Annotated in this window: 23 protein-coding genes; 12 read left to right on the top strand and 11 right to left on the bottom strand. The window is 42.3% G+C overall.

The window, feature by feature from the left end; genetic code table 11:
* Positions 1–20: 20 nt before the first annotated feature.
* Complete coding sequence (gene hemC, locus HB679_RS07185) at positions 21–1,595, bottom strand: hydroxymethylbilane synthase (RefSeq protein ID WP_214071289.1); 1,575 nt, start codon at positions 1,593–1,595, stop codon at positions 21–23.
* A 719-nt stretch (positions 1,596–2,314) separates the two neighbouring features.
* On the opposite strand from hemC, the gene HB679_RS07180 reads away from it, so the two are divergent.
* The gene (locus HB679_RS07180) at positions 2,315–2,785 is read left to right on the top strand and encodes a hypothetical protein (protein ID WP_214071288.1); all 471 of its coding nucleotides are present in this window, start codon (positions 2,315–2,317) and stop codon (positions 2,783–2,785) included.
* Between the two features lie 43 nt (positions 2,786–2,828).
* Here HB679_RS07180 and HB679_RS07175 read toward each other — a convergent pair whose 3' ends face one another.
* Both HB679_RS07175 and HB679_RS07170 read right to left on the bottom strand, forming a co-directional pair.
* Complete coding sequence (locus HB679_RS07175; RefSeq protein WP_214071287.1) at positions 2,829–3,569, bottom strand: DUF1444 family protein; 741 nt, start codon at positions 3,567–3,569, stop codon at positions 2,829–2,831.
* 262 nt (positions 3,570–3,831) lie between these two features.
* Positions 3,832–4,032, bottom strand: coding sequence for a hypothetical protein (locus HB679_RS07170; protein WP_214071286.1), 201 nt, complete (start codon positions 4,030–4,032; stop codon positions 3,832–3,834).
* A gap of 177 nt (positions 4,033–4,209) precedes the next feature.
* Here HB679_RS07170 and HB679_RS07165 point away from each other — a divergent pair, with 177 nt between their 5' ends.
* Positions 4,210–4,677 (top strand): carboxymuconolactone decarboxylase family protein, encoded by a 468-nt coding sequence (locus HB679_RS07165; RefSeq protein WP_214071285.1) that lies wholly within the window; start codon positions 4,210–4,212, stop codon positions 4,675–4,677.
* 207 nt (positions 4,678–4,884) lie between these two features.
* On the opposite strand, the gene hemA is transcribed toward HB679_RS07165, so the two are convergent.
* A complete protein-coding gene (gene hemA / locus HB679_RS07160) occupies positions 4,885–6,111 on the bottom strand; it encodes a glutamyl-tRNA reductase (RefSeq protein WP_214071284.1) in 1,227 nt (408 codons plus the stop codon).
* A 176-nt stretch (positions 6,112–6,287) separates the two neighbouring features.
* Here hemA and HB679_RS07155 point away from each other — a divergent pair, with 176 nt between their 5' ends.
* From HB679_RS07155 to HB679_RS07140, 4 genes are all read left to right on the top strand, one after another.
* On the top strand, positions 6,288–6,662 hold the full coding sequence (locus tag HB679_RS07155; protein WP_214071283.1) for a DoxX family membrane protein: 375 nt from the start codon (positions 6,288–6,290) through the stop codon (positions 6,660–6,662).
* A gap of 68 nt (positions 6,663–6,730) precedes the next feature.
* Positions 6,731–7,561: an alpha/beta fold hydrolase gene (locus HB679_RS07150; RefSeq protein ID WP_214071282.1), complete on the top strand. Its 831-nt coding sequence runs from the start codon at positions 6,731–6,733 to the stop codon at positions 7,559–7,561.
* A 67-nt stretch (positions 7,562–7,628) separates the two neighbouring features.
* Positions 7,629–8,627: an MBL fold metallo-hydrolase gene (locus tag HB679_RS07145; protein WP_214071281.1), complete on the top strand. Its 999-nt coding sequence runs from the start codon at positions 7,629–7,631 to the stop codon at positions 8,625–8,627.
* A 149-nt stretch (positions 8,628–8,776) separates the two neighbouring features.
* Positions 8,777–9,094, top strand: coding sequence for a hypothetical protein (locus HB679_RS07140; protein WP_214071280.1), 318 nt, complete (start codon positions 8,777–8,779; stop codon positions 9,092–9,094).
* 31 nt (positions 9,095–9,125) lie between these two features.
* Here the strand turns inward: HB679_RS07140 and ispG are convergent, their stop codons facing one another.
* Entirely contained in the window at positions 9,126–11,132 is a 2,007-nt protein-coding gene (ispG, locus tag HB679_RS07135; protein ID WP_214071279.1) for a (E)-4-hydroxy-3-methylbut-2-enyl-diphosphate synthase, read from the bottom strand.
* A 103-nt stretch (positions 11,133–11,235) separates the two neighbouring features.
* Between ispG and HB679_RS07130 the strand changes: the two genes are divergently transcribed.
* Complete coding sequence (locus HB679_RS07130; RefSeq protein WP_214071278.1) at positions 11,236–11,853, top strand: RDD family protein; 618 nt, start codon at positions 11,236–11,238, stop codon at positions 11,851–11,853.
* Positions 11,854–11,864: 11 nt separating this feature from the next.
* Here HB679_RS07130 and HB679_RS07125 read toward each other — a convergent pair whose 3' ends face one another.
* The 3 genes from HB679_RS07125 to HB679_RS07115 are packed head-to-tail and all read right to left on the bottom strand — an operon-like array spanning position 11,865 to position 14,154.
* A complete protein-coding gene (locus HB679_RS07125; RefSeq protein WP_214071277.1) occupies positions 11,865–12,839 on the bottom strand; it encodes a DUF5668 domain-containing protein in 975 nt (324 codons plus the stop codon).
* Positions 12,840–12,861: 22 nt separating this feature from the next.
* Positions 12,862–13,428 (bottom strand): PspC domain-containing protein, encoded by a 567-nt coding sequence (locus tag HB679_RS07120; RefSeq protein WP_214071276.1) that lies wholly within the window; start codon positions 13,426–13,428, stop codon positions 12,862–12,864.
* A gap of 21 nt (positions 13,429–13,449) precedes the next feature.
* Positions 13,450–14,154 (bottom strand): SDR family oxidoreductase, encoded by a 705-nt coding sequence (locus tag HB679_RS07115; RefSeq protein ID WP_214071275.1) that lies wholly within the window; start codon positions 14,152–14,154, stop codon positions 13,450–13,452.
* Between the two features lie 147 nt (positions 14,155–14,301).
* On the opposite strand from HB679_RS07115, the gene HB679_RS07110 reads away from it, so the two are divergent.
* From HB679_RS07110 to HB679_RS07100, 3 genes are all read left to right on the top strand, one after another.
* Complete coding sequence (locus HB679_RS07110) at positions 14,302–16,008, top strand: energy transducer TonB (RefSeq protein WP_214071274.1); 1,707 nt, start codon at positions 14,302–14,304, stop codon at positions 16,006–16,008.
* 75 nt (positions 16,009–16,083) lie between these two features.
* Positions 16,084–16,815, top strand: a complete 732-nt coding sequence (locus HB679_RS07105; RefSeq protein WP_214071273.1) for an ABC transporter permease — start codon at positions 16,084–16,086, stop codon at positions 16,813–16,815.
* Positions 16,812–17,564 (top strand): ATP-binding cassette domain-containing protein, encoded by a 753-nt coding sequence (locus HB679_RS07100; RefSeq protein ID WP_214071272.1) that lies wholly within the window; start codon positions 16,812–16,814, stop codon positions 17,562–17,564. Before HB679_RS07105 ends, HB679_RS07100 begins: the two co-directional genes overlap by 4 nt.
* A 3-nt stretch (positions 17,565–17,567) precedes the next feature.
* On the opposite strand, the gene HB679_RS07095 is transcribed toward HB679_RS07100, so the two are convergent.
* Positions 17,568–18,392 carry a hypothetical protein gene (locus tag HB679_RS07095; protein WP_214071271.1) on the bottom strand — a complete coding sequence of 275 codons (825 nt, stop codon included), beginning with the start codon at positions 18,390–18,392 and terminating at the stop codon, positions 17,568–17,570.
* A 106-nt stretch (positions 18,393–18,498) separates the two neighbouring features.
* Positions 18,499–19,317, bottom strand: coding sequence for a hypothetical protein (locus HB679_RS07090; protein WP_214071270.1), 819 nt, complete (start codon positions 19,315–19,317; stop codon positions 18,499–18,501).
* 196 nt (positions 19,318–19,513) lie between these two features.
* Here HB679_RS07090 and HB679_RS07085 point away from each other — a divergent pair, with 196 nt between their 5' ends.
* Both HB679_RS07085 and HB679_RS07080 read left to right on the top strand, forming a co-directional pair.
* A complete protein-coding gene (locus HB679_RS07085; RefSeq protein WP_214071269.1) occupies positions 19,514–20,398 on the top strand; it encodes a class I SAM-dependent methyltransferase in 885 nt (294 codons plus the stop codon).
* Between the two features lie 117 nt (positions 20,399–20,515).
* A complete protein-coding gene (locus HB679_RS07080) occupies positions 20,516–21,574 on the top strand; it encodes a hypothetical protein (protein ID WP_214071268.1) in 1,059 nt (352 codons plus the stop codon).
* Positions 21,575–21,625: 51 nt separating this feature from the next.
* On the opposite strand, the gene HB679_RS07075 is transcribed toward HB679_RS07080, so the two are convergent.
* Positions 21,626–21,790, bottom strand: coding sequence for a hypothetical protein (locus HB679_RS07075; protein ID WP_214071267.1), 165 nt, complete (start codon positions 21,788–21,790; stop codon positions 21,626–21,628).
* Positions 21,791–22,471 lie beyond the last annotated feature (681 nt).

Raw genomic sequence — 22,471 nt, 5'->3', positions numbered from 1 at the left:
TGGACTATTGACTGGGCTGCTTACAGCCCAAACACCGCCTCTGCCAGCCCTACTTCGTCGGGCGAGAAAGGCAGCGTGTATTTCACACCCATTTCATCAAATTTGGCACCGGTTGATTTACCGATAGCAATAACTTTTTGGTATGGATCCAATAAATTCTCGGCAAAATAGGCGTCAACGTTTGACGGACTGGTAAATACCAGCACATCTGCGCCAGAGCCTTCTATTTCCTCTTCTAATACTGTTTCATAAACCGCAAGGTCAATGACTTTAGTATCCGCAGACAAACCTTTTTGCACGCTTCTTAACGATTCCTCAGCACCCGGGAACAGCACCTGTGTGCCATTAGCTAGCCTGGCAAACTCCTCAGCCACATCGGCCGAATCATTACCCAAGCCGGTAAAATCAGCAAAATGTCCTTTGCGACGCAGCATCTCTTCGCTGCCTGCGCCCATCACGCCAAACTTAACGTCTTTAGGCAATAGCGGGTCCAGGTGAAAGAAGTACTCCACAGCGTTCTTGCTCGAGAAGAATACCCAGTCGATATGTTTTAATATGTATGAATCCAGCTTGGTAATCACCGGCACGGTACGGATCAGCGATCGGCCGTCAATCTGTATGTTGTGTTTCTCCAGGGCGCGTCTAAAGTAGCTTTGCTCATTCACCTCGCGCGATATAAATACGCTGCCGGGCAACTTACGTTCCGGGTTAAACTTAGCCACAATCTGCTCAGATAAGCCTTCGCTTTTATCTGCCTCTAAGAATAAACGGTCTGGGAACTGGTCGCCTTCCTCGGCTTTCGAGGTGAACACCTGGAACCTACCATCCTCTTTACGGCAATAGCAGCCCAAAGGCAAATGGCAACCACCGCCAAACAGTTTCAGCACGGTGCGCTCCACAGCCAATTGCTCGGCTACATCAGCATGATGCAGTACTTGCAGCGCCTCAAATAACTCGGTGTCGCTTTCGCGAATCTGTATGGCCAGCGCCCCTTGCGCAGGCGCAGGAACGATTTCGTTAGGGGTCAGTTCTTCTACATGAAACTCGCTCAAATCGATACCCAAACGGCTCACACCGGCTTTGGCCAGCATAATAGCATCGTAGTTCTCTTCGCGCAGTTTGTTAATGCGGGTAGGCACGTTGCCGCGCAGATCCTCAATCTCCAGATCAGGGCGATAAGCCAGCAGCTGCGCCTTACGGCGGTTAGACGAGGTGCCCACGATAGCGCCATATTTAACCGACAGCTTTTGCTTCACATCCACACAATCCTTCAATATCAATAGCAGCTCAGACGGATCCTCGCGCTCAGAAACGGCAGCAATGATCAACCCGGGTGGGTTCTCGGTCGGCAAATCTTTGTGGCTATGTACAGCCAGGTCAATAGTGCCTGCCAATAGCTCCTCTTCCAACTCTTTGGTAAAGAAGCCCTTACCCTCCAACTTATCAAAACTTAAGTTCAATATACGGTCGCCCTGGGTTTTAATGATCTTTAACTCAGCGTTTATACCAGCTTTCGCCAGGCTATCCTTCACAAAATTGGCCTGCCATAGCGCCAGTTCGCTTCCGCGTGTTCCTATAATTAATGTTCTGTCCAAGAGGGTTAATCTATTTGCAACCGCAAATTTAATTTTTTAAAGGCAGGTTTGTCATATTAATTGATGTTATGAAAATATAGTGACAAGTGGGGCCTGAGATTAATGATTGGTGATTAGAGATTAGGTGAATTTTGAGTAAGCTAATGGTGGTTTTTGCCGGTTTATTACCATGGCGCGTTCCCGCTGATAGAAGCGGGCCGGGCTATCCGCTCATACTGCTCAAGGCCTTAAGGCGCAGGGCCGGTATCCGCTCCTATCCCTAACGCGGTGATCCACGCAATAGTGTGGATCAATTGGATCACTTTAAAAATATATTGCATTAAAAATCAATCAATTAAAAGAAAACTATTTTAACAGTTGGATCACTTTGGATCATTTTTTCTGACTTTTAAGTCTTTTTGGATCACCCGCATTTTGGTTTTTTGCTAGTGTTAGCACCGCAGGTGTTCGGAAGACTCAAAAAAAACCTTTTGTCATTCTGAACGGAGTGAAGAATCTTATATAATTGGTAGGCTCCACTATACTTTTCCGGCGTTTATATCGCACGTATAAGATTTTTCGCTATGCTCAAAATGACAAAAATAGATCTTCCAAACACCTATGGTGTTAGCACCAACAAAGGCGCAGCGACTACATTACCAGGTTGGAGATGAAATAATATAGTATCCACACTACTTGGCAAGATTTATGTTAAAGTTATCTAAATACACACAATCAGGATGAAAAAGATCATAACATTAACGCTTGGCGTTTTATCTCTTGTATTCATTTTACAAGCTTGCTCAACCACAAAAAGCCTGGTGGGTGCAGACCACGGCCATATCAACGGTACCTGGACATTAACTAACATCAGTTATGATGGCCTGTTACCGGGTGCCGTACAAAATGTATTTGACCAGGCGCCACCGGCAGCTTTTATTGATAGCAAATGGCAGCTTACCAATAGCGGCAACGGTACGTACACCCTCGCTAACGGCACTTCGCAAAGCATATTCTGGAGTTATAATGATCAAGACAAAAACAACCCGATATTTCAGTTTAAAAAGATGTTTCAGGGCGAAAGTGCGAAACATATTGCGCAAGGTTACCAACTAAACGTTGCGCAAGTTGATGGAAGCTCCATGACCTTAAAATCGCCAATTGCCTTAGGTGACAAAACAGCTTATGTTGTTTATACGTTTAGAAAATAATAAACCGATAGCGGCATTGTGTGGGGGTAACAGCGGCTATATTTTAAATCGACACCGGAATCTTGTTCTTTTCCATTATCTTTTGGAAGTTGATCTGGTCGTTTTCATCAAACAACTCGCCGGCAGTGACGTAGTTTAACACCTTCTGCCCGTCTTTTTCATAGATATTTATGCGAAAACCCAGGGGCACTGCGTATCGTACCTTGTTTTTATCGGCTATAAAAACCATTTCGGTGATAGGCTCGTTGCCATAGTCTTCTTCGCGCCAGGCTATAAAATGCAGACGGAAGAAAGTTTCGAGCAGCTCAAAATCTTCGTCGTAACGGGTAATCATCAAACACCTGCGGCGCGGGATGGAGATAACCAGCTTATCGGTGTTCAAGGTCTGGCAGGCATCGGATAAAAAAGCAGCCGACAGTATTTTTTCGGAAGCATGATCCTCGCCCGAGGCGAAAATTACCCGGTTCTGTAAGGTGTCGCCCAATTCAATCTCGTACGGATACTCATTGATATTATGTTGCCAGCGGTTAAAGTTCTCGGCTATGTCAGGCTGTTGCAGGTCGGTCTCTAAAATATACTGGAAACGGTCGCCGGCATCCTGGGCAAATACAATGGCCAGATCAAGCTGATCGCCATTCATTACAAAAGGTAGTGACTTTGCCAGAGACATGCCCTGCCACTCGCCCATCTTGATCATTGGATACACCGGGACGGCTGCCTTGTCTATTTCCTGAACCGGATGTTCCGGTTCATTTTTCTTGAACAATTTATCAAAAAAGCCCATAGCTGTATTGGTTTAGTTAAGCTTATCAGGGGCTATAAGCTTAAATTATAACCTGCGAAAATGCAGTTTGTTTAAAAAAAGGGAACTTGGGAGATGTGATGATTGGCGATGCTTTGACTTGCTTGCTGTAATGCTGAGTGTAGCCTGGTAACTCACTATAATTGCCGGGTAGTAATTGGCCAGTGCAGCATACTACTTCGATCATGCATGGAACGATAAAAAGAAGTTGTAAACTTGAAAAGGTGCTACACGCAGGCAGCAGTTAATCTGCCGGAACCGAACGTTCATAGTAATTGATATATAACCTTACTTTTCGGGTATCTTTAAACGAGGCAATGATTGCTTCATAATCGGCCGACATTAATAAAAAGTCTGACCTGAGGTCGTCAATGTGTTGGGCGCTTTCTCTTATCTCTTCCATGAGGTATTCCAGCGCGTCTAACTTATCTAACAATAGTTCCATATTTTTTAGGGTTTAGGCTCATTGGCTATTGATAACGAATTAATTTACTGATGGTTTAGGGTTTTAAAAATATGGATTTCATGAATTAGTTGTTAAAAAAATCGGTATTTTTTTTGATACCTGTCCAATCTTGTCTAGACTAGTCGTCATGGTGGTATAAATCATTAAAAATATCAAATGGAACCACGTATTAATTTTTTTGAAAAAGGACAGGGCGCTATGAAAGCATTATATGGACTAGGTGCCTACCTGGCAAAATCGCCGGTTGAGCAGAAACTTTTACATTTAATTCTCTTCCGTGTATCGCAAATAAATGGTTGCGCCTATTGCCTGGATATGCATTCTAAGGACCTGCGTGCCGAAGGTGAAACCGAGCAACGTTTGTACATGCTGGCGGCATGGCGCGAGGGCCCTATGTACACCGACCGCGAGCGCGCTGCCCTGGCATGGGCCGAAGCCGTTACCCGTTTAACTAATAATGAAGTTTCTGAGGAGGTTTATGAGCAGGCCCGCCAACAATTCTCTGAAGAGGAGTTGATAGATATTACGCTGGCTACAACCACCATCAATACTTACAATCGTCTCAACATTGCATTCCGGGTACCGGGAGGCAGTTACCAGGTGGGACAATTTGCCGCTCATTAAAAATTAAAATGCCGGTGCTGAGTAAGCACCGGCATTTTTAAAGGTCCAGAAAAAGAAAGTGCATTAAGCATTACAGGTATTCGCAGGTAGTTTATTCGGTAATGGGATATCACACAAAAACAGCTACAAATTGTGGTATGTACAAGCAAATAATGGCCATAACACCAGGGTATCAGTAAAATTTATGTTGGAAAGGAAGGAGGGAGATTAGTTGTTGTTGATCAATATATCTTTAGCCATAACCATAGGCACGCTGATATATTTCTTCTCCATGTAGGCAATTACTTTTTCAAGTACCTCACGCGATTGAGCGTCCATATTGAGCACTTCCTCTGCAAAAACAGTGTTTAATGCGGTGTCGCGAATTTCTTTGATTTTCTCTGGCACCTGGCGCATAGCCAGTTCAACTTTACGTTGTTTAAGCTGGATGCAAAACTCGGCAATGTTTTCGTCAATAATGGCTTCGGCGTGGGTAAGCTCCTGGTAACGTTCCTGAATATTACGTTTAGCAACTTCGTTTAGTGAACATACCTCGATAAAGTTTACCGGAAATTGCTCTAAAACTTCGGGAGCGGTATCGTTAGGTATAGCCAGATCGACAATGGTTTTTTTGGTGGTGCAGCCATCTAATAATGATGCGTAGATCTCAGGAGTAATAATAGGCTCTGTTGCCGATGTGCAGGTAATGATCACATCAAAGCCCTTTTTATAATCTTTTAAGGCATCTAGTGTAAACGCTTCACCGTTCAGATCAGCAGCCAGCTTCTGAGCTTTTGAAAGTGTACGGTTAAACACAGCAAAATTGCTGAATTTATGTTTTTGAAGATACTTGGAAATGTTTTGGTTGGTTTCGCCTGCACCTATGATGAGGATGCGGGCATTTGAACATAGCCTAAGGTCATTAAGCTTGCGGTAGGCCAGTGATACTACCGAGATTGGATTTTTGGAGATGTTGGTGTTGGTGTAAACTTCTTTAGCAGTTTTGACGATGCAGTTCATAAACATTCGTAATCCATCACCGGTTAGGCCTGCCTCACGGCAATTGTCGTACGCCTTTCGTAGTTGCGAAAGGATCTCTTTCTCGCCAACGATCAAACTTTCTAATGAGCATGACATTCGCAGCAGGTGGTTCAATGCATCGCGGCCCTCATAAATAGAAGCGGCATCTACAAATATCCCGGTATGGTGCGAGCACAGTCCGATATTTAATGTCTCAATAAATTTCTGGGCAAATGCTTTGTCAACCACTTGCGGAGTAAGCATTACAAACTCAACGCGGTTACAGGTTGCTACATAAAAAAGTTCAGAAATACCAAATTCGGCTTTAACCTGGTGAAGCTTATCCGTTAAGTTCTCCTCGCAGATCACCAACTTCCCCAGTTCCTTCAGCTCTATCTGTTTGTGCGTAAAAGCTATTACCTTTAAATACTTCAAAGCATTTTTAAATTTGACCCAACAAAAATAGCATCTTGATCTGCATCCTATGTCAAGACTTTGTCATACAGTAGTATTTAGAATGTTTATAAATAACTACCTTGTTTGTAATTAAACATCTGCTTAGCTAACAAAAACGTAACTAACCGTACACTTAAGCCACCAAATTTACAATAATGGCAAAAAAGATTAGTCTCATAATTCTCATCCTTGCCTATATCATAGCAGGTGGCAATCATTTTTTGCATCCCGCCGGTTACATCCGTATTATTCCGCGTTATATTCCATTTCCTGTTTTTGTCAATTATTTGTCAGGGTTTCTTGAAATATTGTTTGGAGCAATGCTGATCTTCAAAATCACCCGTCGTTTTGCTGCACTGGCAATAGGCCTAATGTTAATTGCCTTTTTGCCTGTACACATACAAATGGTTATTGATGCACCGGTCAAACTCGGTACGTTAATGGTTAGCCCTTTGGTTGCCTGGGGCCGTTTAGCTTTACAACCCGTGTTAATTGTTTGGGTTTGGTGGAGCGCTAAAAGTAATTTGTAACAAGCTCAATCAAAAATGGTCTATAATTTGGTTGATACAACCTATTGTGGTAATATTGACTATATACGATGATCAAACAAGAATTCTTCACCTTATCCGGCAGTAAAGGCCGCGCTATGTTAACCGACCTTACCTTCGACAGCCGTCACAAAACTGCGCCGCTGGTAATTTTTGCACATGGCTTTAAAGGGTTTAAAGACTGGGGCACGCATAACCTGCTTGCCCGGCATTTTGCAGAAAATGGCTATCGCTTTTTAAAGTTTAACTTTAGCCATAACGGCACCACTCCTGATAGCCCGACCGATTTTACCGACCTTATAGCTTTCGCCGATAATACTTTTTCCATCGAGTTAGATGATCTGAATACGGTGATTGACTTCGCCTGCAATGGTACAGCCATCTCTCGTGCTCATCATGTTTACCTGATGGGGCATAGTATGGGTGGAGGTATCAGCATTATTAAAACTGCCGAAGATAAACGCATCAAAAAGCTAGTTACTATGGCTTCTATATCAAGTTTCAATAACCTTTGGCCAAAAGAAGCTGAAGAGCAATGGCGCTTACAAGGCATCATGTATATGCTTAACAGCAGGACCAATCAGCAAATGCCCTTAAAATCAACTTTGTTGGACGATTTGGATCGCAACCCGGGCCGCCTGGATATCCATGCCAAGGCAACACAGATTACGCAACCATGGTTAATTGTGCATGGCGACGAGGACAAAACTGTGCCGCTTAGTCAGGCCCAAGAATTACACAAAGCACAACCAGATGCCCAATTTTCTGTTATAAAAGGCGGCGATCACACATTTGGCGGTACATATCCATATGGCAAAGATAGTCTGCCACCGCACTTGCTCGACTTTAGCGATCAGGCAATTCAATTCTTTAACGATTAAACTGAACAGAAAAGATTAAAACTTCGTCCCCTGCTTTTTCATTTATTAAAGACGTTACTATCAAAATATGCCGATATCTCCATCTAAGAAACAAGGACGCAAGTTTTTAAATCCAATACCAACCGGCGAGGTTAAGCCAGGCGACATCATACCGATGATCAAGGCTTATGCCTCCAACAAAAATGAGGTAGTACCTAAGAAAACACTCGGACCCTTTAAAACCGATTTATCCAGCTATCAAACACCGCCCAAAAATGGCTTGCGTATTACCTGGGTGGGGCATTCCAGTTTATTGATAGAGATTGACGGGCATACTATTTTAACCGATCCGGTTTGGAGCCAGCGTGTGTCTATGACGCAACTGATGGGGCCAAAGCGCTTTTTTAATCCACCAATTAAACTGAGCGAATTGCCGCATTTGGATGCGATCATTATTTCGCATGACCATTATGATCACCTGGATAAAGCCACCATCGAGTTTTTTAAGGGAACTACAATACCTTTCTTTTGTTCGTTAGGTGTTGGTAGGCATTTGGAGCGCTTTGGCATTATTAGAAATTATATTACCGAACTAGACTGGGGCGATAGCGTCATGATTGATCATGATATGGTGGTTACCGCAACGCCTTCTAGGCATTTTTCCGGTCGCGGCATCTTTGGAAGAAATGAAACACTCTGGTCGTCTTTTGTAATCAAAGGGTCACAACATAACATATTTTTTGGTGCCGATTCGGGTTACTTTCCAGGTTTCAAAGATATCGGTGAAACCTTTGGCCCGTTTGATCTGGCTATACTGGAGATAGGCGCCTACGGCGAGTATTGGCCGGATATACATATGGGGCCAGATCATGCCTCAAATGCTTTCCTGGATTTAAAAGGCAAGCTCATGATGCCGATACACTGGGGCACATTTAACCTGGCACTGCACAATTGGTTTGACCCCATTGAGCGACTGGAAAATTACGCTAAACAGAAAAATATCGAACTGTTTGTGCCCGAACCCGGTAAACCTACCGAAGTTAACGGACCTTATAATTCTGATTGGTGGAAAGGTTATTTAAGCTGATTAAAACAAAATCATTAAAAAAATATGACTTATGACATAAATAAGTCATTTAGGCATTATTATTGCAACGAAACGTTAAATTTATTAATAATTTAACAACCGCTTAGCTTTAAAATTCGTAATTTTGAAAAAAAGCAACGAAGAGATATATGGAACGAGTAGCAATAGTTGCCTATAAGCCCAACCCCGGCCAAGCAGAGACGCTACGAGCGTTAATAAAGAAGCATTCGCCTTGTTTGAGGACAATTGGCTTAGCAACAGAAAAAGAAGGATTTGTATTAGAAACAAAAGACGGCACCATAGTAGAGGTTTTTGAATGGAAATCTGAACAGGCTATGAAAACCGCACATAAACACCCACAGGTGCAACAAATGTGGCGTGAGTACGCAGAAGTATCAACTTATACCCCGCTTAACCGCCTCCCTGAAGCAGACAAGTTATTCGCAGAGTTTACGCCTTTAAATTAGGCTTCTCTCTGGCGAATGTAGCTGCCGTTGATTAATTAACCTCCGCAGGTTCAATCCAGTTACCATCCTCACGAATAATACCGATCAACTCATCAAGTGCATTGGTGGCGCTGATGTTTTTCTTTACAGCTTCTTTACCGCGATATAGCGTGATCTTATCAGTACCTGATCCTACATAACCGTAATCAGCATCAGCCATTTCGCCGGGGCCGTTTACAATGCAGCCCATGATACCAATTTTCAATCCTTTAAGATGACTGGTTCGGCTGCGGATCATCTGCGTGGTAACCATCAGATCAAACAGCGTGCGGCCGCAACTTGGGCACGATATATATTCCGTTTTTGAAATACGTGATCGGGTAGCTTGCAAAATACCAAAAGCAGTAGAAGTAATTACTTTGGTTTCCACTTCCGGAGCGTCGATCCAGATGCCATCGCCAAAACCATCTATCAGCAGAGCGCCCAGGTCGGTTCCGGCGTAGAGTTGTAAGTTCTGGGTTTTAAGTTCTGCGTCTTGGGTATCAAATGTGTAAGATCTTTTTATAATTACAGGTACATCTAATCCGAGTTCTTCCATCTTAAAAAAGAACGATCGCTGATCAGCCATACCATGCAGCGCATCGGTCTCCAAAACAAAAATGAGCGAGTTGCTAAATGGCAATGATCCAAATGCATCCGAATCAATATCGGCAGGCTTTAAGCGTACCAGGTTTAAGGCTGATGATTGATCGTCGGCCTTAATAAACTCCTGCAAAGTAAATACCGGATGGCATAGCGTTTTATCGGCCAGCTTTTTCCAGGCAAAATAGTTATATAACTGTTTTAAGTTTGATGGCAGGTTAAACGACGGCAGTTCATCCCCGAAATAAACAAAATCAACCGACTGCTCGGCCATGTTATATTTATCCAAAATTGGAGAATAAAGATAGCCGGCATCGCCCAATACAGTAGCGTCTTTTAAGTTAGATCTGGACAGATCAACCACCACACGCGGCACCATGTGTCCGCCAATAAAGGCATTGGCTTCGTAGGTTTCTCGCTTTTTGTATTCGTAGGGGTTATGAGCTGAAAGCTGAAAGTCCAAAGCTAAAAGCTCTCTATTCGCTATTTGCTTTTCGCTTTCTGCTTTACGCTTCGAATACCGGTCTACCAGCGCAATCGCCACCGGTGCCTCAGCTTCGGGCTCTTCGGTTAGGGATACGCGGACGGTATCGCCTAAGCCATCCTCAAGCAAAGTACCAATACCTACGGCCGATTTGATACGGCCATCTTCGCCGTCGCCAGCCTCGGTTACGCCCAGGTGCAGCGGGTAATTCATACCCTCGGCCACCATGGTTTCAACCAACAAGCGGTAGGCCTGTACCATCACCTGCGGATTGCTCGATTTCATCGAAATCACCAGGTTATAATAGTTCAGCGTCTCGCACATCCGCATAAATTCCATTGCCGACTCGACCATACCCTGCGGCGTATCGCCATAGCGGCTCATGATCCTATCGCTCAACGATCCATGATTAGTACCAATGCGCATGGCCGTGCCGTACTCTTTACACACTTTTACTAATGGCGCAAATTTGTTATAGATGCGGTCTAACTCGCCCTGATACTCAGCGTCAGTATAATCTATCTGATCAAATTTCTTTTTATCGGCGTAGTTGCCCGGGTTAACGCGTACTTTTTCTACAATACGTGCGGCAACCTCTGCAGCGTTAGGGGTAAAATGGATATCAGCAACCAGCGGCGTGTTATAACCGCGATCGCGTAGTTGTTTTTTTATTCCGGCAAGATTTTGAGCTTCCTTAATGCTCGGCGCAGTAATCCGCACCAACTCGCAACCTGCTTCAATCATACGGATGGATTGTTCTACCGTACCCATGGTATCCATGGTATCGGTAGTGGTCATGCTTTGTATGCGGATAGGATTATCGCCCCCGATACCAACATCTCCAATCATTACCTCACGGGTAACAAAGCGCGAATACTCGGTTAACGAATTACAATAACGGCCGGGCAATAATTTTATAGCAGAAGCATCCATAAACGCAAAATTACAAATATGTTGTTGCAGATAATGTAAAAATTAAAAGTCTAAAGTATTATAGCACTATTTATCTACCTTTCGCTGTATTTTTGCAAGTAACATGAACAAAGAATATTACCTGGTTGAGGGCGACGAGAAAAAAGGGCCATATACGTTTTATGAGCTATCGCAGTTGGATATTGATACCTATACTGAAATCATTGTCGGCGATAGCGATACGCCACAATATGCATCAGAACTACCCGAGCTTAACGATTATTTTGAGCAACAGGGAATTTATTTCCCTACGGAAGATAACCTGGCAAGTTTTGGCAAAAGGCTAAGCGCATTTTTAGTGGACTACTTTTGCTGGTATATTATAGTAGCGAATGTTGCTACCCGTGCGGGCATTGTTGTACTGCCAACCACCTACAACTTTGGTTCGGAAGTGCCCCCTTCAATGATCAAGCTGTCTTTAATATTGCTGGGTAGTTTCTTAATCTATAATACAATTTGCGAGGCCACCGGTTTAAAGGGCAGCCTCGGCAAAAAGATATTTAAATTAGCTGTGGTTGATATCGACGGCCAGCGTTTATCTGTACCCCGCGCGTTTTTGCGCAATTTAGGCGTAGTGTTGTCTATCACTATCTGGTTACCTTTTGTGAGTATTTTCTTTAGCATACACCGTCAGGCCTGGTACGATAACCTGGCTAAAACCTATGTTATTGTAACCAAATAAAGTTAAGAGACTTAGTATCTCTTAACTTTAAAGTCGGCAAGGCCGCCATCAATCTTGATAAACATTTTATTTTTCGCGGTGCTAAAGCCCGGGGTTTCATAATTATTGTCAGATACCTTGGTAAAGCCGTCGTAACTGGTTGATGATAAACCTGTGCTGCTTTTTATATGGCAGGCAGCAGTAGTAGGCACGCTAATTGTAACGTCTGACATGCCCGTTTCTACCCTGACATTTGTGTTTTCTAAAGGCTGACCCATTTTTACATTAAACTCTGCGGCCCCCCCGTCTATTTTAAGCGAACGTACTTTAAATTTTGACAGGTCGAAATTTACTTCGGCAGCGCCAGTGTTCAAGTTGATGTTCCACTCAGGCTTTTGATTCAATCTCAAAGTAGCCGAATTGGTTTTTGTGCTGTCCTTACCTTTTTCTTTCTCAGAGTCAAAGTCAAGGTTAAATCCATGATGACCACGCATTTTAAAGTTTAGCGTGTATAAAGAATCTTCGTTACTGTGGCTGTATTCATAACGTCCGCCAAACTCACGGGTAGAAGCGCTGAATAACTGATCGGTAGTATCACTAAGGTGATACGAGGTGGCCCCACCTTCAATATTTAAAGTAACTACCTTGGCGTTTGCCTCAAACGGTGTGTTAAACTCGCTGTTACCAGAAACTTTGGTTATCATGCTTTTGCCATGATCGTCGTCATCGTCGTCAGAATAAACATAAGCAGGGAAAAATGTGTGGCGGCCAAAGTTACCAAACACAATAAGCGCAAAGCCTAAAATGATTACCCCTAATTTAATAACCATAGCCCAGCCTGTGCGGTTGTTGGCAAATATCAGGTTTACCCCACCTATCACAATAAATATTGGCCACAGGTGAAAGATGTTACCCCAATGAAAATGAATTACACCATAGTTGTGAAGCAAAAATATCGCTCCTATCAATATCAGGACTACGCCCGGAATTATTTTATCGTTTCTCATGATCTTACTTTTTTTATGATAATTATTCGGTTGGAGGAGTATCCTCTGTTTTTTCTTCGGTTTTAGTTTCAGTGGCTGGTTGCTCTGTAGCCTGCCAGTCTGCTTTTTCCCATGGTTTTGCTTCCCTGCGGGTAAACACCAGTAAAACACCCAGTGCAATTAACACTACCGGCCACAGGCGCTCGAAATCCCAATCGGGCAGCAAATTAAAATTATCCAGTAAGAAAAACGCACCAAATGTAACTAATGCTAATCCTACAATAATGCTTGCATCGCGTTTTCTGCGTGGGGCTTCAATTGGCGCAGCGCCAAATCCACTGGGCACGCTATAGTCAACCGGGCCATTTTGTGGTGGCACGGTGTAGTCAACACCGGGCGCAAAGCCGGGCTGGCCAAAGCCGTAAAATTTCTTTTTAGGCATCACTATCCAGAGGATAATGTAAGGGATGATACCTGAGCCGTGTAATATCATTGAGATTACAAATACCGCTCTGATAATAGTAATGTCAACGCTTAAATAGTTTGCTAATCCAGAGCATACACCAGCAATCATTTTATGCTGTTCGTCTCTTTCTAATTTCTTTTCCATGATCGTAATTTTTAAAATCGGTTATAGTTGCCCGCCTACGGGTTTTATAGTTATTTGGTCGACATTGGCGCCTGTACTCATTTTATAAATAGTTACAATGGCCGATGCTATGTCTTCTGGTAAAACCATGGTGTCTTTATCAACCACCTGGCCCTTCCAAGAGTCTGTTAATGTCGAGCCGGGAATCACCGCGGTGACTTTTACGCCGTGCTCCTGCATTTCCAGCCTCATGGTGTTGTTGAGACTTAGCAACGCCGCCTTTGTTACACTGTAGATACCTGCCTCAACCACCGGGTTTAAAGAAGCTACCGAGCAGATATTGAAGATATGACCGCTACGTGCTGATACCATGTCTGCACCGAAAAAGCGGTACAGCTCATAAGCAGGCATCAGGTTGGTATTGATCATCTGTTCAAACAATCCTTGCTCATCGGCCAATATTTTAGAATATTTATACATACCCAGGTTATTGACGATAATAGAGATCTGACCCAAGTTTTCTCGCGTGCCGTTTGCAAACTGTAACAGTTGTTCGCGATTGCTGCCATCGGCAACGGCGGTAAAAACTTTAATGTTGGGGTTAATCTGCAATAGCTCGGTTTTAAAAGCGGCCAGGTCATCAACATTGCGCGAGTTGATGGCCAGGTTTACGCCCTCTTTAGCAAATGCTATTGCTATTGCGCGGCCCATGCCTTTAGTTGATCCGGTTATTAATGCATTTTTCATATCATAAAAGTAGATATATTTAAAACATAGCGTTTATACTATTCGGGGAATGGGGTATAATTGTCGGTGAAATAATATTTGGGTGGGGTTGAGACTACTTGATCAAAAGAAAAATTGCTGCTATATTAAAGGCGTATTTAATATATTATGTTCAAAACCTTATCTGTTTTTTTATTGGGGCTGATGGCGTTCCAATATGCCGACGCGCAGAAGTCGAAATCTGATACGCTTGTTTATTATTTTAATGGCGAGGGCGGGGCTACCGTTAAGGATAGTGCTGAGTATTCATTATTGATATGGCCGAAAAGCGCAAAGGATAACAATCGTTACCCTGTTTTTGAATATTATAAAGACGGTAAAATTAAGCTGACCGCATTTTCTACATCTCATTCGCTAAATTTAACGTTAGAAGGGCCGGCAATTTCTTATTACCCTAACGGTAATCGCATGAGAACAATGTCTTATCAAAATGGAAAGGTCAATGGCGAAGTGATTGAATATTTCAGCAATGGCAACAAGTCAAAATCAAATATCTATAAAAACGGTTATGAGGGTGATGATGAAACTGAATATTTTCCCAACGGCAAAACCTATTTAGTTAAGCATAGGGTTTCGTTTACTTTTAAATATGTAGAATGTTGGGATTCAACTGGTGTCGCTTTTGCTAAAAACGGCAACGGCAGGTTGATTGATTACGATGCCGATCTAAAAATACCATTAAGACAAATTTCGCTTAAAGATGGACAACTTTTTGGCAAATGGAAACCATATGAAGATAGTACCGCTTACGCAACTTATGACAGAACGGGTTCTTTAATACTTAATCCTAAAACAAACCCGTCATACAAAGGTGATGCATCTGAGCTTGATCAATATTTACAAGAAAATATAATATATCCTGATGAGGTGGTAAAAAACAGGGATCAAGGAGAAGCCCAGGTAAGTTTAATTGTAGAAAAAAATGGTGCGTTAACGCATTTAAAAGCAACACAAGCCACCTCAAAGGAGTTTGGCGACGAGGCGGCCAGATTGATTGGACTATCAGCTCTCTGGAAACCCGGGTTAGCAGCAAATAATAGTCCGCTGCGGGTGCCTGTTTCTTTAAATTTACATTTTGATACACTTGCAAACGGCAGACGCATTGTATACGTAACAGACCCCGCAGAAGATCTAAATCGCAAAGTTCGGGATGGGGAATATGATAAAACCGGCGAAATATATTCCAGCGGAACCATAGACATAGACCCTGTATTCGCTAATGGGCAAGAGACATTCAGCAAGTTTATAGCAGACAATGTCAAATATCCCGCAGTTGACAGGGCTAATTATACGTCAGGCAAAGTTTATGTTCAATTTGTAGTTGAGCAAGACGGCCAACTATCTAAGATACACGCGTTGTCTGGGCCCAGTGTTTCATTAAAAAATGAGGCGGAACGTGTGTTAGAAACATCGCCAGCCTGGGCACCTGGCTTAAAAGACAATAAGCCGGTTAGAGTAGCTTACACCATGCCGATAATTTTCAATGTCAATTTCGGAGATCAACCACTTGAATATTCAAAGATAGACGAACAGCCGCAATTTCCTGGCGGTATGGAAGCTTTTGGAAGTTTTTTAAGCAAGCATTTAAATGCTCCGAACAATGGTTCTGGTTCAACCAGAGTAGTTGTTTATTTCGTTATAGAAAAAGATGGTAGTTTATCAGGCATAGCGGCTCGACCAGGGCCGCCAAAAGCCTATATTGACGAAGCCATCCGTGTAATGAAATTATCGCCTAATTGGCTACCCGGTAAAAAGAACAATGTAGCTGTTAGAGTAAGTTATACTTTACCGATAAATTTCACATACGGCAATTAGCTTTAAACAATTAATCGCTCATTACGTTAAATAACTACTTTAAGTGTATTTTTAACCCGGTTTACTTATGATAGCATGTTTTACAGTTTAGGCAAATACATTCTTTTACTCCGATTAAGCTTCCGTCGCCCCGAAAAATTTAGTGTTTACTGGGCCGAGGTTATGCGCGAAATGGTTTCTATTGGCCTAGGCTCGTTAGGCATTATTGCTATCATATCTATTTTTATAGGCGCGGCTACTACTATACAGGTAGCATTCCAGTTAAGCAGCCCACTGGTATCTGCAAGTATCGCAGGTAAAATTGCGCGCGACTCTACCATTCTTGAATTTAGTCCTACTATCTCCGCACTGGTATTAGCAGGCCGCGTAGGCTCGAGCATTGCATCGCAAATTGGTACCATGCGCGTAACCGAGCAGATCGATGCTTTGGAGATTATGGGCGTAAATGCACCCGGCTATTTAATATCGCCCAAAATCATTGCCAGTATGACTATGGTGCCTTTGTTGGTTATAGTGTCCATCTGCTTAGGTATTGGCGGCGGCTATTTAGCTTGTGTTTTATCTGGCGACATTACTCCAGATGATTACCTGATAGGTGTGCGTGATGGCTTTGATGCGCTAACCGTACAAGTAGCCTTAGTTAAAGCGGTAGTTTTTGGATTTATCATTGCTTCTATTTGTGCCTACCAGGGTTTTTATACTTCGGGCGGTGCCCTTGAGGTTGGTCAGTCATCAACCCGCGGCGTGGTTTACAGTTGTGTTATGATATTATTTGCCGATCTGGTGATAACCCGCATTATGCTATGATCGAAGTTAAGGACATTCATAAAACATTTGGCGAGAACCATGTATTGAAAGGCATTTCTGCAACTTTCGAGCAGGGTAAAAACAACCTCATCATAGGTGGTTCCGGCTCGGGCAAAACCACTTTGCTTAAATGCATAGTAGGTTTGCATGAACCTACCAAAGGCGCTGTTTACTTTGCTAACGAGAACTTTACCGAAATGAGTTTTGAGCAGCGCGTGCCTATCCGTACGCACATAGGTATGTTGTTTCAAAACTCGGCTTTGTTTGACTCTATGACCGTTGAGGAGAACATTATGTTCCCGCTTAATTTATTTACAAAGCAAACCAATGCCGAAAAACTGGAACGTGCTAATTTTTGCCTGGAACGTGTTAATCTTGCCGGCAAAAATAAACTCTATCCGGCAGAACTATCCGGCGGTATGAAAAAGCGTGTAGGTATTGCCCGCGCCATTTCTATGCAGCCTAAATATTTGTTTGTGGACGAGCCGAACTCAGGCCTCGACCCTAAAACATCCATCTTAATTGATGATTTGATTAATGAATTAACTACCGAGTACAACATGACCACCGTAGTGGTTACACATGATATGAACTCGGTAATGGGCATAGGCGATCATATCATCTTTTTACATAATGGCGAAAAATGGTGGGAAGGCAGCAACAAGGACATTGCGAAAACCGACAATAAAGAGTTAAACGATTTCGTGTTCGCCAGCAAGTTTATGCAGGCGGCGCGCGCTAAGTTGTAAAGCTTACTTCGCCAGCACGTATGTTCCCCAGCAATCGGTAGTAGACAAGGCGCTGATGTAAGAATTAGCGAGTTTTAAATCTTTCACTTTCATTTGGGTAATTACGCCTTCGGTATTGCGGGTAATGTCAACACCCGGAACATAGTCCAGCTTAATTTCATTAAATCTTATATTGTAATTAAACGGTGTTTTGTTGTCTATAGACAGCCCGAGCAGTTTCAGGTCGACAGACATTTCAAGCGTAAAGGTTTTGTTGTTATCAAAAGCACTGGTGGCTTTAATGCCGTCTTTATTATAAACCGATATTAGTGTGTCTACGTCTTCTTTTAATCCGCTTAAGCGTATAAATTTGGTCTTATCATTTAAAGTGGAATTGCTGGAGGTTACCAGCGAGTCCATTTTATGATCAGCATTCGGGGCGCCGGGTTGTATATCAAATATCGCATTCAACGGGATTATAGCCTTTTCATCATCGTTATAAGCCGGATAGGTAATTGAAGGTGCGTCAACAACAGTTTTTTTAGTTTTATTAATAACCAGCGATACCCCTCCGTTTATTATTTTGTTGATGATCTCTTTGCGGTTAGTGCTAACAACAAGATATAATTTATTATCATCGTTACTTAAAGTGTACGATGCCTGTATAGCGTGATTATAGGCCTGGAATTCGTTATTCCACTCGGTTGCTTTGCCATCTATTTTGACGCTCGCAGGAGCACGTAACCCGCCTTTTTGAACATTCGGCAACTTTTGAGCATTAACAAAAGCAGACACAAGCAGCATAGGCAACAGCAGACTAAATAGTTTACAGTTAGATATTTTCACCATTTGGAGGGATAATTGGTTAAACTAAATTTACACATAAAGCATTGGCATAAACAAAATATTTATCGCACATTAATTTAACCTGCTCCCCGGGCAAATTGTTTACGGGTTATTTGGCCAGCGTATATTCGCCCGAAAAACTCGTCGGATTAGAAAAACCAAGGTTATCAGGACCCGGCCAGCCTATATTTACCCGGCTACCGTCGCCGGCTATATAATATAATTGATTGTTACCATCGGTCTGCACATCGCCCGGAGGGCCATTTACCTGCAAAGTGTATTTAAAATAGCCAGGCTTATCTGCAGCAAACTTTATTAAGCTAAGCGGTATAGCCAACTCAAAAGTAAAGGCCAGTTTATGATCAAAACGCCCGGCGGCTTTAAAGCCTTCAGTATTAAAAACAGACAGGGTACTGTCTGGTACATTGGGATCGCCAATAACCCCGATCATTTTCAATCTTGACGTCAGATCTGTATTGTAAGTATTCATAACTGAGTCGGCCATGGCGTTATTAACAGTAGTATCTTTTACTTCCAAATACGGGTTTCTTAAATTATAAAAAGGTGGCCGCTCAGATTTTCCATAGGTAGGAAAAGTAACCGCTAAGCCATCTTTGCTTTGCTTCGGATCGGCCATGATAGTTAAAGTTATGCCATTTGCTATAACTTTTTTTACAATCCGGCGCTCATTTGATTGTATGGTTAGATACAATTTAGTCGCGCTGTTTGATAGGGTATAATATACCTCGGTAGTGCGGTTAAAAGCCTGGAATTTATTGCCAAATTCAGTTGTTTTGCCGTCGACTTTAGTGTTGGCAGGCGCAAGCACACTGGCGGTTTGTATTTTAGGCAGCTTCTGTGCATTAGCTGTAACCGTTAATAATAAAGCCGGCAAAAGCAGTTTGAAAGATGTATTTAAAATTTTCACGAGCGTTGGGTATTAATAGAGATTAAAAATACAGATCATCTTATTGGCACAGAAATTTTTTGCTCATTCTAACAAACATGTTACTACAAGTTAGCTTTCAGCATTTTCAGAAATACCCCCTCCCGAGGCCGATTAAGTAGGCCTTAATGCCTATATTTGCGCCACGAAATTATTATCTATTAACTGCTAAACGGCAATGATCCAACTGCTTACTCCCACTCACTGGAAAGATTATGAACTGATTGACTGCGGCGATTTTGAAAAGCTGGAGCGTTTTGGTAATTTAATACTGATACGCCCCGAGCCACAAGCTGTCTGGAATAAGCTTTTGCCCCAAACTGAGTGGCAGCGTTTGCATCATATCCGCTTTAAAGGTCGTTCTGCAACTTCGGGCGAGTGGATTAAAAAAAGCCCATCGACATCGGATCGTTGGCACGTCGAATATAAAAATCCAGAGGCAGCCATAAAATTCAGATTAGCGCTAACGTCCTTCAAACACGTGGGCATTTTTCCGGAGCAGGCTGTAAACTGGGATTATATTTCGCAAAACATCAAAAAATTTAAAACACCCGATCCAAAGGTTCTTAACCTGTTTGCCTATACCGGTGGTGCTTCATTAATTGCCCGGGGTGCCGGCGCTGATACTACACACGTAGATTCCATCCGCCAGGTGGTTACCTGGGGAAATGAGAACCAGGAATTATCGGGTTTAAAAGATATTCGCTGGGTAGTTGAGGATGCTTTGAAATTTGTAAAACGCGAATTAAAACGAGGCAAAAAATATAACGGTATTATCCTCGACCCGCCGGCTTATGGCCATGGCCCTAACGGCGAAAAATGGAAATTGGAAGATCATATCAACGAGATGATGCATGACGTAGTACAGCTACTTGATCCCGAAGAACACTTCCTGATATTAAATACTTATTCACTTGGTTTCTCGGCAGTTATTGTCGAAAATTTAATAAAAGGCGCATTTCCCAAAGTTCAAAATCTGGAGATTGGCGAGTTGTATTTGCAAGCCACATCGGGCATCAAATTACCACTGGGCGTGTTTGGCAAATTTTATAAACACAAATAGGTGTTTTGTGGATAATTTAACCCCATCGACTAAATTAAATCGCGTTATTTTGTACTTGGTACAATACCATCGGGCCGATACTTCACAACGCTATAATAACAAGCAAATAAATCATAAATGAAAAATATATTTTTATCTACATTATTAATGTTGTCATCGTTAGGGTTGTTCTCTAACTGCACGCAAAAACCTGCAGCCAAAGCTGCCGCCGCTACAGCAAAAACCGCAGCAACGGCCGGCGAAAATGCAGCAACAGCACCTGGCGATACGACCACTAAAGTAGTTTATCCTCCGTTAGATAAAAAGCTATATGATTCATTGATGAAGCGCATGGCACACGGTGATACAACTGGTAAATGGCCGGTAAAAAATGCACCATACCCATTGCCGGGAGCTATTTTACCGTTTAAACGTGTGGTTGCTTTTTACGGAAACCTATACGCTAAAAAGATGGGGATTTTGGGAGAATTGCCTCCAAACGAAATGCTCGCTAAGTTAAAAGGCGAAGTAAAAAATTGGCAAAAAGCTGATCCGCAAACACCAGTACAACCTGCTTTACATTATATAGCAGTAGTAGCTAGCGGCAATGCCGGCAAAGACGGTAAATACCGTAACCGTATGCCATTTAAACAGATTGACAGTGTATTGGTCTTGGCCAAAAAGGCTCATGCAATTGTGTTTTTAGACGTGCAAGTTGCTTTGAGTAATATTCATGCCGAGTTGCCATTGTTAGAAAAGTACCTGATTATGCCGCAAGTGCATTTCGGTATGGATCCTGAATTTTCAATGAAAGACGGTAGCCTGCCAGGCAAAAAGATTGGCACCTATGATGCCGCCGATGTAAACTATGTATCAGGTTATCTGGCTGGTTTGGTTAAAAAATACAACCTGCCGCCAAAAATCCTGATTGTTCACCGCTTTACGAAAAAGATGCTAACCAATTACCAGAACATCAAATTACATCCGGAAATTCAGTTAGTGATAGATATGGATGGATGGGGCGAACCAGATTTGAAAGAAGGCACCTGGCGCTATTTTGTTCATAACGAACCTGTACAGTTTACCGGCTTTAAATTATTTTATAAGAACGATATCAAGAAAGCGCCACATCATATGTTGACGCCTGAAGAGGTTTTGAAGAAAAAGCCTTACCCAATGTATATTCAATATCAATAAGATATTCATAAAACAAAAAAGCCCTTCGAGTTATCGAAGGGCTTTTTTTGTTTAGTATTCCTGGTATTTACTAAGTAGCTTTTTGAAATTTATTCCAGAGAAGTCATATTCATCATCTCTTACTTCAAAACAAGCATTAGTAATAGCATTATAGCTATTCTCTCCTTGTTTAGGCACCATTAACATGGTATCTCGGCCGTATTGCGAGTCGTTCATAATCCAAATAGACAAGCCTGTACGATTATGTATCGCATATATATTTACCTCTTTCAAGGTCATCGCTTATGCAACCGGGTAGTATTTACATTTAATAACAACAGAATTATCAAGGCATTTGGTAAATGATGTTATAGCTATAGGATAATATCCATCAAACCCGTAATAACGTATCATTAAAGAATCTGTAACTATCATTGTACTTTTGTATCCGCCATCCGAAGGGTTGTACACCTAATAGTCACTCCTAAATTCATATACAGGCCGCCATTGTGTTGGGAAATTATGTAGCTCGATGTGTTGCAGTTGGTGTTTACCTTTAGCTATATGGATGAGATATTTCTTTATATTAATAGAGTCCTGATGATCTAAATCCCAAATCCATTTACGAGTGGGTGTATTTTGATTGGTGTCGATATATATTTGTTGCACAAGCTTCCCGCTGTCAAACACCCTGCGCAGAAAAATGTATCCTTTATAGTAACGAAGCTATCACGTTTTATATGGTATTTGGCATCAACTGAATCTTACCGTCGTTGGGTACCATTTTTTGGCTTTTAAACGCGCGAGTATAGTAGAAAAGTGGCGATAAGGAATAAAAGACAGGTTTCATAAGGTTGTTTAATAGGTTTATTGAAGATAGCTTTAAAGAGTTGATTTTTCATTAGCTTCAAAAAGTCC

This window comes from Mucilaginibacter sp. dw_454 (assembly GCF_018449775.1).
Taxonomy (GTDB): Bacteria; Bacteroidota; Bacteroidia; order Sphingobacteriales; family Sphingobacteriaceae; genus Mucilaginibacter.
The sequence above is the reverse complement of the archived record's forward strand: the minus strand, read 5'-3'. Positions and strand labels throughout refer to the sequence as shown.